8 protein-coding genes are annotated in these 12158 nt (G+C 67.3%); all 8 read left to right on the top strand.

Annotation, left to right across the window (positions count from 1 at the left end):
* The first annotated feature begins 92 nt into the window (after positions 1–92).
* Entirely contained in the window at positions 93–1619 is a 1527-nt protein-coding gene (glpK, locus tag VGL40_11285; GenBank protein ID HEY3315843.1) for a glycerol kinase GlpK, read from the top strand.
* Between the two features lie 351 nt (positions 1620–1970).
* The gene (locus tag VGL40_11280) at positions 1971–2651 is read left to right on the top strand and encodes a LysE family transporter (protein HEY3315842.1); all 681 of its coding nucleotides are present in this window, start codon (positions 1971–1973) and stop codon (positions 2649–2651) included.
* An 80-nt stretch (positions 2652–2731) separates the two neighbouring features.
* Positions 2732–4267, top strand: a complete 1536-nt coding sequence (locus tag VGL40_11275; protein ID HEY3315841.1) for a PQQ-binding-like beta-propeller repeat protein — start codon at positions 2732–2734, stop codon at positions 4265–4267.
* A 50-nt stretch (positions 4268–4317) separates the two neighbouring features.
* Positions 4318–5298 carry a SpoIID/LytB domain-containing protein gene (locus VGL40_11270; GenBank protein ID HEY3315840.1) on the top strand — a complete coding sequence of 327 codons (981 nt, stop codon included), beginning with the start codon at positions 4318–4320 and terminating at the stop codon, positions 5296–5298.
* A gap of 74 nt (positions 5299–5372) precedes the next feature.
* On the top strand, positions 5373–8135 hold the full coding sequence (locus tag VGL40_11265) for a UPF0182 family protein (protein HEY3315839.1): 2763 nt from the start codon (positions 5373–5375) through the stop codon (positions 8133–8135).
* Positions 8136–8355: 220 nt separating this feature from the next.
* A complete protein-coding gene (gene asnS / locus VGL40_11260; GenBank protein HEY3315838.1) occupies positions 8356–9648 on the top strand; it encodes an asparagine--tRNA ligase in 1293 nt (430 codons plus the stop codon).
* A 63-nt stretch (positions 9649–9711) separates the two neighbouring features.
* A complete protein-coding gene (locus VGL40_11255) occupies positions 9712–10767 on the top strand; it encodes a helix-turn-helix domain-containing protein (protein ID HEY3315837.1) in 1056 nt (351 codons plus the stop codon).
* Positions 10768–10967: 200 nt separating this feature from the next.
* Complete coding sequence (locus VGL40_11250) at positions 10968–12146, top strand: D-alanyl-D-alanine carboxypeptidase family protein (protein ID HEY3315836.1); 1179 nt, start codon at positions 10968–10970, stop codon at positions 12144–12146.
* The last annotated feature ends 12 nt before the right edge of the window (positions 12147–12158 follow it).

Here is a 12158-nt window from a genome sequence, read left to right as displayed (position 1 = left end):
AGGACGACCGCGAGGTGGTCCTGACCGACGTCGACAGCTGGCTCTGGTCGCGATTCGGCCGCTGAACCGGTCGACCAGGAGGGGGAGGCCTCTTGACCGCAAGCTACCTGCTGGCCCTGGACCAGGGGACCACCAGCAGCCGGGCGATAGTCTTCGATCGCGACGGACGATCCAGGTCCCTGGCCCAGCGCGAGTTCACGCAGCACTATCCGCAGCCGGGCTGGGTCGAGCACGATGCCGACGAGATCTGGCAGACCCAGCTGGATGTCGCCCGCCGGGCCGTGGAGGAAGCCGGGATCGGCCCAGGTGAACTGGCCGCCATCGGCCTGACCAATCAGCGCGAGACCACCGTGGTCTGGGAACGACGCACCGGCCGCCCATTGGCCCGGGCGATCGTCTGGCAATGCCGGCGGACGGCCGGTCTGTGCGATGAGCTCCGTCGGGATGGCTGGGAGGAACGGATCAGGCAGCGGACCGGTCTGGTCATCGACGCCTACTTCTCCGGCACCAAGCTGGCCTGGCTCCTTGAGCACGTTCCCGGTCTGCGGGAAAAGGCCGAACAGGGCGAGGCCCTCTTCGGGACGGTCGACACCTGGCTCATTTGGAACCTCACCGGAGGGCCGGGCGGCGGGGTTCACCTGACCGACTACTCCAACGCCTCCCGGACGATGCTCTTCGATCTTCACCGCCTGGACTGGGACGATGAGATCCTGGCCCGCCTGCGCATTCCCCGGGCCATGCTGCCCGAGGCCCGACCATCGGCGGGGGACTACGGGACGACGGCCAAGGGCGTCTTCGGGGCGCCGGTGCGCCTGGCCGGGGTAGCCGGCGACCAGCAGGCGGCCCTCTTCGGCCAGGGGTGTTTCGCTCCGGGCCTGACCAAGAACACCTACGGCACCGGTTGCTTCATGCTGATGAACACCGGCCACCGGGCCATCGCCTCGCGGTCGGGACTGATCACGACCATCGCCTGGGGCCTCGGCGGGGAGGTCACCTACGCTCTTGAAGGCAGCGTCTTCATCGCCGGGGCGGCCATCCAGTGGCTGCGCGACGGCCTCGGTCTGTTGGCCGCTTCGGGCGAGAGCGAGGTCCTGGCGGCCTCGGTGCCGGACACCGGCGGGGTCTATTTCGTCCCGGCCTTCGCCGGTCTGGGCGCGCCATACTGGGACATGTACGCCCGGGGCGCGATCCTCGGGCTGACCCGCGGGACGACCCGGGCCCACCTGGTCCGAGCGGCCCTCGAGGCCATCGCTTACCAGACCAAGGACCTCATTGACGCGATGGGCGCCGACGCCGGGGTGGTCCCGGCATCGCTGAGGGTCGACGGCGGGGCGGCCAGGAACGACCTTCTCTTGCAGTTCCAGGCCGATCTTCTGGGCCTCCCGGTCGATCGGCCGGCCGTCACCGAGACGACGGCCCTGGGAGCCGCCTTCCTGGCCGGCCTGGGGGTCGGCTTCTATCCCGATCTCGAGCACATCGCCAAGTTGCGCCGGGCCGAGCGGGTCTTCGCTCCGGGGCCCGGGAAGGCCGAGATGGCCGGGCCCTACCGGGGCTGGCGGGCCGCCGTGGAGTCGGCCAGATCCTTCCGACCGGGGCCGGGGCAGGAGGCCGGCCGATGACGAAGACTGGGACGGCGACCGAGACTGCTCCCGGGCGGCGGGGGTCGTGGTCAGACCGGTGGTTTCGCCCGCCGAAGTGAAGACCTTCATCAACCTGCCGTTATGCGGCCACAACCTCCTCGGGGTCGGGAACGATCCGCATACGACCTCCTGGCCCGCCCCGATATCCGCGCCCAGGCGACGGAGGAGTTCCGGCGGAAGAGCAAGGACGAACCGTATGTCTGCCCGCTCCCCGCGGGCCAGGCGCCGCCCTTGGACCAGTTGGAGCACTGACCGCCGGTCCCCGCGCAAGGGCCCTTTGGCCGGTCGGCGGCCGGCGCGCTTACCCAGCCCGGAAGAGGACTGAGGATCATGACCGTCACCACCCTGTTCCTGACCGCCTTTGTCGTCGGGCTCTCCGGAGCCCTCATGCCGGGACCGCTCCTGACGGTGACCATCAGGCAAGTGGCTGAGCGTGGCTTCTGGGCCGGCCCGCGGGCCGTCGCCGGGCACGGCTTGGTCGAACTGGCCGTGGTCGTCGCCCTGTCCTTCGGCCTCGGGTCATACCTGGCTCACCCATCCGTGACCGGGGGCATCGGCATCGTCGGCGGCGTCGTCCTCGTCTGGATGGCCTGGGAGACCTTGCGGAGCTCCGGCCGAGTGGCCGCGAGGCTCGGAGCGATGCGGGGTACCGCCGGTTCGGAGCCGGCGGAGCCCACGGCCGGGTCCCGCGGGCGACTCTCCGACCCGGTCTTGGCCGGCCTCGCGGCCAGCGTCTCCAATCCCTACTGGGTCCTCTGGTGGGCGACCATCGGCGCCAGCTACATCGCCCTGTCCTTGAAGCTCGGGGCGCTCGCCGTGGCCGCCTTCTACGTCGGTCACATCCTCTCTGACCTGGCCTGGCTGGCGTCCGTGTCGGGAGCGGTGGCCGGCGGGCGGCGCCTCCTCGGGCCGGCCATCTTCCGCGGCCTCCTGGTCGTCTGCGGCCTGTTCCTGGCCGGCCTCGGCGGCTACTTCGCCCTTTCCGGGGTCCGCCTCCTGATTCCCAGATAATCCATTCAAGCAGGACTTTTGCCTTTGGACGGCCAATCCCAACTGGTGAGCGTGGGCTCAGACGGATGGGAGGTCCGACGATGACACGCTTCTTCCGGCTAGGCGTCATGACCATGGCTCTCCTGGTAGTCCTGGCGGCGGCCGGGAGCCGGCCGGCGGCGGTGGCCGGCGCCGCCCCGCCCGCCGAATGGCCGGCCTACGGTCAGGGGCCGGAACACGCCGGGAACACCCCCGACCGGCTCGGGTCGGTGCTCCTTCAACGGTGGTCGGCCGCCTTCGGGGTCTCGGTGCAGGGGGCTCCGGTGGTCGCCGGGGGGACGGTCTTCTTCGGGGCCGATGACCGCGTCTTGAGGGCTCTGGCCGTCGACGACGGGCAGGTCAGATGGACCTTCACGGCGACGGGCCTGCTTCGATCGGCCCCGGTGGTCGCCGATGGCCAGGTCTGGGTGACCGATTTCGATGGACGGACCTACGCCCTGCGAGCCGCTGACGGTCTGCTTCTATGGGATGTCGCCCTCGGCGGCCGAACCGGCGCCTCGCCGGTGATCGCCGACGGGAACCTTTACGTGGCCACCGCCCTGGGGACGGTCTACGCCATCGAGCCAGAGACCGGGGCCGTGCGCTGGAAGGTCGAGGTGGGCCTGCCGATCTGGTCGAGCCCGGCGGCCGGCGGCGGCCGAGTCTATGTCGAGGACTACGCCGGCGGCGTGCATGCCCTCGAGTCGTCCGACGGCCATCAGGCCTGGGCCTACCAGACCGACGGGGAACTCCGGATGTCGCCGGCCCTCTGTGGCGGGAAGCTGATCGTCGCCTCGAGCAGCTATGACCGGGGCGGCCTGGTGGCCCTCGATGCCCGGGCCGGCACGGTCCTGTGGACCCGTTCGATCAGTGGCAACAACCTGTGGAGCGCCCCGACCATCGCCCCACTGCCCGATGGGCGGGTCTTCGTCCTGGCCGGCAATCTGGGCTGGCTGTACGCCTTCAACCTGGAGACCGGAGGGCTCGTCTGGAATACTCATATGATCCCGCAGAAGTTCGGCGGGAGGGCCAAGTATCCAACGATGATGACCCCCGTCGCCGGGGGTGACCACGTCTATGTCGGGGCCTACTACGCCGTGGACCTCCCGAGCGCGATATACAGCTTCAATCTTGAGGACGGGCGGCTCCTCTGGACGTCCCCGGCGGCCGGGAAGATCGCCACGCCGCCGGCCTACGCCGATGGTACGGTTTACTTCGGAAGCTATGATGGGCGGGCTTACGCCTATTCACCGGTCCGGGTGTTCATCGGCGAGCAGGAGGTCGACTTCGGCGACCTCTCCCCGGTCATTCAGGCGAACCGGTCGCTGGTGCCCTTCCGGGCCCTCTTCGAGGCCGTCGGAGCGACGGTCGCCTGGGACCAGGCGGCTCAGCGGGTCATGGCCAAGCGCGGGGAGCACATCATCGAGATGACCGTCGGCCAGACTTCGGCCACCGTCGACGGGCGGAGCGTGATCCTCGAGGTCCCGCCGGCAGTGGTCAACCAGAGGACCCTCGTCCCGCTGCGTTTCGTGGCCGAGGCCCTGGGTGAGCTGAAGTGGGACCAGACCCATCTCCGGGTCGACATCACCCTCCGCTGAGCGAGGCGAAAGCAGAGCACCCCGGGCATACTAGCCCGGGGTGATTGACGTTGGCGGCAAAGCCAGACTCTGGGCGCCCGTTCCGTTGGGCCGCGTTGGCCTGCACGGCGGTCATCCTCGTCGCTGTCGGCGTGGGACCCGAGACCGTGGGAGCCGCGGGCCCGCCGGTTGCGCCGGCCGGTCTCGAATGGCGCCGGGTCTGGGCCGCGGAGCCAGTAATTTCGGTCTTCCTCGACGACCGCGGCTACTCGGTTTCAATGGCGATGGAAGAGTATCTGGCCGGCGTGATCGCCGCGGAGATGGACCCCGACTGGCCCCTGGAAGCCCTGGCCGCTCAGGCGGTCTGCTCCCGGACCGAGACCCTTAGGAACATGCAGCTCGGAATCGGACCGCGCCGGATCCATGGGACGGACGCCTGCACCAGCCCGCAGCACCTGCAGGCCTACGCGCCGGCGAGGATCAACGCGGCGGTTCGCCAGGCCGTGGCGATGACTCGGGGGCAGGTCCTGACCTACGACCGCGACCTCATCTTCTCCCTTTACTCCAACTCGGCCGGCGGGTTGACGGCGACCGGTCGGGAGGCCTTTCCCGACCTCGGCCACCCGTCCCCCTATCTGGCCAGCGTCCCGTCATTGGGGGACGCCGTGACTCCGCCGGCCGAAGAGACTTGGCGGCTGGCCGTGCCGCGGTGGCAACTCGAGGGGGTGACCGGGGCGGCCCCCGGCTCGTCGAGTACGGTCAAGATCAGCCGGTACGGGGTCTCCGGCCGAGCGCTCGAAATCACCGTCGGATCGAAGAAGATCAGCGGACCCGCCCTGCGGGAGGCCGTCGGTTCGGACGTCTTCCGGTCGACCCTGATCACCTCGATCGACCAGGGGACGGGGGCGGTCATCTTCACCGGCCGGGGTTGGGGCCACGGTACCGGCCTCGACCAGCGCGGCGCCCAGGCCCTGGCCCAAGCGGGGTGGAAGGCCTCGGCCATCCTGACCCACTACTTCCAGGGCTGCGCCCTGGAACGCCTGTGGAAATGAGGCCGGCCCTGAAGGTATCGACCGGCCCGCGGCCGAAGTAGTACGGGACACCTTCGATAAGGAGGTTCTGCGTCTTGCGCAGTTCCTGGTTCCTGCGGGTCTTCCTGGCTCTGTTGGCCCTCGTCCTGTTGTCCTTCTTCGTCTTTTCCGAATACTACACGGACTTCATGTGGTTCGGCTCGCTCGGCTTCGCCGGGGTCTTCACCACGGTCCTCTGGACCAAGGTATGGCTGGGTCTCGTCGCCGGCACCTTGTTCGGCCTATTCATTTGGGCCAACCTATGGTGGGCCAAGGGACGCCTGTGGCAGCTCCAGGGCGAACTGATTGAGGCCACCCTGGGCCGAGCGGTCACTCCCAGGTGGATCAAGATCATCCTCACCCTGGCCGCGGCGGCGATCGGGGTCATCGCCGGAATCAACTTCGCCGCGTACTGGGAAGTCTTTTTGCAGTATCTCAATCGGGTCCCCTTTGGGGTCGGCGACCCCATCTTCCACCGGGACGTCGCCTTCTACGTGTTCCAGGTCCCGTTCCTCGAGGCGCTCTATGGGACGGTCATGGCGGCGATCGTCATCGCCATCTTGGGCTCGGGCGCCCTCTATATCTTCAATCGGCAGATCAACTTCGGCCGTGGAATGCCCGAACTCATGCCGCAGCCCATGGCCCACCTGTCGCTCCTCTTGGCGGCGGCGTTCCTGGTCAAGGCCGGCGGCTATCTGCTCAGGCTGTACGGCTTGGTCTACTCACCCCGGGGGGTCGTCTTCGGGGCCAGCTACACTGATGTCCACGCGGAGGCCCCGGGGCTGAAGATCTTGGCCGTGCTGGCCATCGCCCTGGCGATCATCACCGCGCTCAACGCCTTCCTTCGCCGGACGAACCTGCCGGCCATCGGCTTCGGCGTCCTCCTGGCCGCCTCGTTCCTGGCCGGGACCGTCTATCCCTATTTTGTCCAGCAGTTCGAGGTGACCCCGAACGAACTGACCAGAGAAGAGCCGTACATCAGGTATACAATCGAGTTCAGTCGGCTCGGGTTCGGGTTGGACCAGGTGGATGAGAAGGAGTTCACCGCCCAGGACGGCCTCAACCAGCAGACGCTGGCGGCCAACCAGGGGACGATCGAAAACATCCGAATCTGGGATCGCCCTCAGCTTCTCAGCACCTATGCTCAGCTTCAAGGGTTGCGCCCCTACTACCGGTTCAACGACGTGGATGTCGACCGGTACACCATCAATGGTCGCTACCGCCAGGTCACCCTGGCCGCCAGAGAACTCGACAAGAGCGTGCTGGCCCAGCAGAACTCGGACACCTGGGTGAACCGCCACCTGAACTTCACCCACGGTTACGGGCTGGTAATGAGCCCGACCACTGAGGTCACCGCCGAGGGCCTGCCGTTGATGATGGTCAAGGACATCCCGCCCAAGTCGACGGTGAACGTGGCCGTCACCCGACCCGAGATCTACTTCGGAGAACTGACCGACGACTATGTGCTGGTCGACACCAAGCAGAAGGAATTCGACTACCCGATGGGCGACGACAACGCCTACACGACCTACCAGGGGACAGGCGGCGTCAAGCTATCCTCACCCCTGGTCAAGGCGGCCTTCGCCCTGCGGCTGGAATCCTTCCAGATGCTCTTGTCCGACGTCGTCCAACGCGACAGCCGGATCCTCCTCTACCGGAACATCAAGCCGACGGCGGCCGCCCCGCTGACCCGGCAGGCCAAGATCGCCCCGTTCCTGTCCTATGACGACAATCCCTATATCGTCGTGGGGGACGACGGCGGCCTCTTCTGGATCATCGACGCCTACACTTATAGCGGGCGGTTCCCATACTCGGAGCGGACCCCGGAAGGGATGAACTACATCCGCAACTCGGTCAAGGTGGTGGTCGACGCCTACAACGGCGACACGACCTACTACGTGGTCGATCCCAAGGACCCGCTGATCCAGACCTACCAGAAGATGTTCCCGAGCCTCTTTACCAGCATCGACCAGATGCGGCCGGATCTGCGGCGGCATATCCGCTACCCGATGGGCCTCTTCCAGGTGCAGGCCGAGCGCTATGCGACCTATCACATGCTGGACCCGATCGTCTGGTACAACAAGGAGGACAAGTGGCAGGGGGTCGGGCTGACCGGCGCCGGGGCCGCGACCGACCAGTCGTCCGGCCAGAGTGGGCAAAAGACCGTTCCCCAGCCGGAATACATCATCATGCGGATCCCCGGTCAGCAGGCCGAGGAGTTCGTCCTGATCATGCCCTATACCCCGACGACCAAGCAGAACATGATCGCCTGGATCGCCGCCCGCTCGGACGGTGAGCACTACGGGCAACTCTTGGTCTTCAAGTTCCCCAAACAGAAGCTGGTCTATGGGCCGGAGCAGATCAAGGCCCGGATCAACCAGGACCCCGAGATCGTCCGGCAGCTGACCCTGTGGACCAGCGCCAACCAGGGTGACCTGATGGTCATCCCGATTGACAACTCCCTCGTTTACGTCCGCCCGCTCTACCTCGAATCGGCCACCAACAAGCTACCTGAGCTGAAGCGGGTCATCGTCGCCTACGGGGAGCGGGTGGTCATGGAGCCGAGCCTCGGCGAGGCCCTGGCCCGAATCTTCGGCGCGACCCCGATCACGCCCGGCCCGGTCACGCCCGGGACCCCCAGCCCCGGCCCATCGACCGGAACCGGTCAGTCGGCTGCCGTGCGTAGCTTGATCGCCCAGGCCAACCAACTCTACCAGCAGGCCCAGGAAGCGATGACCCGGGGAGACTGGGCCGCCTACGGAAGCGCCGTCCAAAACCTCGGCCAGGTACTGAAGCAGCTCCAGGGAGCCGGTGGCTGAGCCGGAACAGCCGCGGACCATGACGTCGGTCGAAGCAACTGAGCGGCACGGAGCCCCGGGGTTCACCCCGGGGCTCCCCGTTACCGGCAACTTTCCGCCTCCACACGGCCATGAAAGCAGGAATTCCTAGCCACGGGGCATAACAAAGAGCGGAGGGCACCCCCGTAAAGAGCGGCGGAGGCCCGGAGAATATTGGGTGGACCAGGAGGTTTGGGTGACTTTGACGGCGACAACCATCAGCCGGCTGGCGGAGCATGTCGGGGAGGAAGTCGAACTCCGCGGCTGGGTTTACAATCGGCGCTCAAGCGGGAAGATCCAGTTCCTGATCATCCGCGACGGCACCGGCTTCGTGCAGGCCGTGGCCGCTCCGAACGAGATCGGGGCGGAGACCTTCGCGGCCTGCGATCGCCTGACCCAGGAGTCGTCGGTGGCCGTCCGCGGCCGGGTGAGGGCGGACAAGCGCGCCCCCGGCGGCGTGGAGTTGACCTTGACCGGCCTCGACCTGATCCAGGTGGCCGAAGACTACCCGATCACCCATAAGGAGCACGGGGTCGAATTCCTGATGGACAACCGCCACCTCTGGCTCAGGACGCCTCGGCAGAACGCGATCATCCGCATCCGCTCAGAAGTCATCCGGGCCTGTGAGGACTTCCTGGACGAGCAGGGGTTCATCCGGGTCGATTCGCCGATTCTCACGCCCAACGCCTGTGAGGGAACGACCACCCTGTTTGAGACGGACTACTTCGACACCAAGGCTTATCTGAGTCAGAGCGGGCAGCTCTATAACGAGGCCACGGCCGCGGCTTTCGGGCGGGTCTACTGCTACGGGCCGACCTTCCGGGCCGAAAAGTCCAAGACCCGACGGCATCTGATCGAGTTCTGGATGATCGAACCTGAGGCGGCTTTCTTCGACTTCGAGGATAACCTCCGGCTGCAGGAAGAGATGATCGCCTACGTCGTCGCCCGCGTCCTCGAGCGGCGGGCCACCGAGCTGAAGGCGATCGAGAGGGATACCGCCCCGTTGCAGAAGATCAAGACCCCCTTCCCGCGGATCAGCTACGACGAGGCCTTGGAACGCCTGCGGGCAGCCGGACGGGAAATCCCGTGGGGCGAGGACTTTGGGGCCCCCGACGAGACGATCATCTCCAATCAGTTCGACCGGCCCGTCTTCGTCACTCATTTTCCGCGGGAGATCAAGGCCTTTTACATGAAGCCCGACCCGAATCGGCCAGAGGTCGTCCTGGCCGCCGACCTGCTGGCCTCCGAGGGCTATGGTGAGATCATCGGCGGCTCGCAACGGATCGACGACCCGGCGCAACTGGACGAGGGCCTCCGCCGGCACGACCTCCCGGCCGAGGCCTACCGATGGTACACCGACCTGAGAAAGTACGGGACCTTCCCGCACTCCGGCTTCGGACTCGGGATCGAGCGAACCGTGGCCTGGGTTTGCGGGCTGGAGCACGTCAGGGAGACCATCCCGTTCGCCCGCCTTCTCAACCGACTGCAGCCCTGAGGACGGCGCCGCCGGGCGGCCGTCGCTCCGGGGCGATCACACGGGTTAGGGGGACGATCACCGTTGGACGAGAACGGCGAGAGGGAAGGCAAGGTCGTCGAGGAAGGGCCATCGGGCCTGGCGGCCGTCGGCGACCTGCTCCGCCGGACGCGCGAGAGCAAGGGGATCAGCCTTGCCCAAGCTCAGCTGGACACGAAGATAAGGACCAAGTACCTGGAGGCGCTCGAGGCCGGTAAGGATGGCGAGACTCCAGGAGAGGCCTATTTCAAGGGTTTCCTCCGTTTCTACGGGAATTACCTGGGCCTTGACGGGATCAATCTGGTCACCAAGTACAAGGAAATCAAGGCGGCCGAGGTCCTTGGTGGCCGGGAGGGAACCGGCGGACGCAACGATTCCGGTGCCCGGTCCTCGCGGGCGCACCGCGAGCCGCGGCCGGCGCCGTCGCCGGCGTCGCCACCGGGAACAACGCCCACAATGGTTCGGCCGACTCGGGTCAAACGGGCGCAGGGACCCCAAAGGCCTTCCCAGAGGCCCCGGTCAGCCGGGGAAGAGGGTGAGCGCCGCCGCCATGCACGGCGCAAGCGCTCACCGGTGGTCCTGATCGTTATCAGTTTGCTCATTCTGGGCGGGCTCGGCTATGTCGGTTGGCGCTACCTGGACCACTGGCAGGCGGCGAACCCGCCCCGGAGCGGCGAGAACGGACCTACGGGGGCCGGACAGACCGGGGGCGCCGCGCCAGGGGGCTCAAGCGGTTCCGCCGGGGGGAGCACTCCGGTCACCGGGTCACCGGGGACACAGCCCGTTCCGGACTTCTCCAAGCTGGTCCTGGAGGGCAGGCAGACGGATCAGGAGACGACTATCTACACCCTGAGTGTCACGGAAGTCGTGGTCACCCTCAAGGCCAATGAACGCTGCTGGGTCAGAGCCGTGGCCGACGGGCAGACGGTTAATGAGGAGGTCCTCGAGGCCGGCCGGGAAATGGAGTGGTCGGCCAAGGACCGCTTCGAACTTCGGATGGGTAACCCGGGCGGAGTCAGCCTCGCGGTCAACTCGGCGCCGGTGGATACCGGCCCGCGTGAACAACCCCCCAGGACGCTCATCCTGACGGTCAAGAAATAGGGCGAGCCTATGGGAAGTCAGCCCCGTCGGGACATCGGACGGGGCTTTCTCGTTCCTCCGGAGCCTCGACTAAAGCCCGGGCCACGCCAATAGAATCTTGTCGAGGCTTGCTCCGGGGGGATGGGCACGTGTCGGACGTTACTCACCGCAGGCGGCTCAGGCCCGACCAGACGGCAAGGACCCGGGCAGGGCGACGTTTGATGACGGCGGTGACCATCGCCTTCTTAGTCCTGGGCCCGGTCGGGGCCTTCGCCGCGGCACCGGGCACCGCCGCCGGATCGTCCGCCGAGACCGGGGCCCAGATCAAGCCGCCGCAGGTCAGCTCGCCCTCGGCCGTCCTCATCGACTGGGCCTCGGGGCGGGTCCTTTTCGCCAAGGAGGCTCGCCGGCTTCGTCCGATGGCCAGCACGACGAAGATCATGACCGCCCTTCTGGTCCTCGAGCGGGGCAACTTGAACGACGTGGTGACCGTTTCCCGGCGGGCCGCGGCCACCCCCGGGTCGTCGATGCACCTGCGGGCGGGCGAGCGGCTGACCCTCGAGCGGGTCCTCTACGGCATCCTGATGCGCTCCGGGAACGACGCCTCGGTGGCCGCCGCTGAACACATCGCGGGTAGTGAGGCGGCCTTCGTCGCGATGATGAACGCCAAGGCCAGGGCCCTGGGGGCCTACGACACCCAGTTCCAAAACCCCCACGGCCTGACCGCGCCGGGACACTACTCGACCGCCTATGACCTGGCCCTGATGGCGCGGGCGGCCCTGGAGAACCCGACTTTCGCCGAGATCGTCGCCACCCGGGAAAAACTCTTCGTCAGCGAGGATGAGAAGCGGCAGGCGACCCTGTACAACACCAACCGCCTCCTGTGGAGCTTTGAAGGGGCCGACGGGGTCAAGACCGGGACGACCTCGGTCGCGGGGAAGTGCCTGGTCGCCTCGGCCACCCGCGGGGACCAGCGGCTGATCGCCGTCGTCTTGCACAGCGGGGACCGTTGGGGCGATGCCGCGCGCCTCTTGAGTTACGGGTTCAAGAACTTCACCCTCATCCGGTTGGCCACGCCCGGGCAGGTCCTGCGGACCGTCGGCGTGGTTCGCGGGGAAGCCCCCCGGACCGTGGTCACCGCGGCCGGCGACTACTCAGTCGCCCTTAGGAGCGACGAAGCGGCCCTGGCCCGAGTCGAGTGGGGCTTCCCGGACACCTTGAGAGCCCCGGTTCGCCGCGGAGACGTCGTCGGTGAAGTGAGGGTCTATGTCGGCGACGAGTTGCGCGAGGCCTTTCCTCTGGTAGCCCAAGACGACAACCGCCGAAGGACGCCCCTCCGCCTGTTCCTCCGGGCCTTTCTGCCCCTGTTGCGCCTGTCGGCCAGGTTCGGGGTAGAATAGGGAGGAGGGTTT

The organism is Bacillota bacterium (assembly GCA_036504675.1).
Classification (GTDB): Bacteria; Bacillota; Sulfobacillia; order JAJYWN01; family JAJZPE01; genus DASXUT01.
The sequence above is the reverse complement of the archived record's forward strand: the minus strand, read 5'-3'. Positions and strand labels throughout refer to the sequence as shown.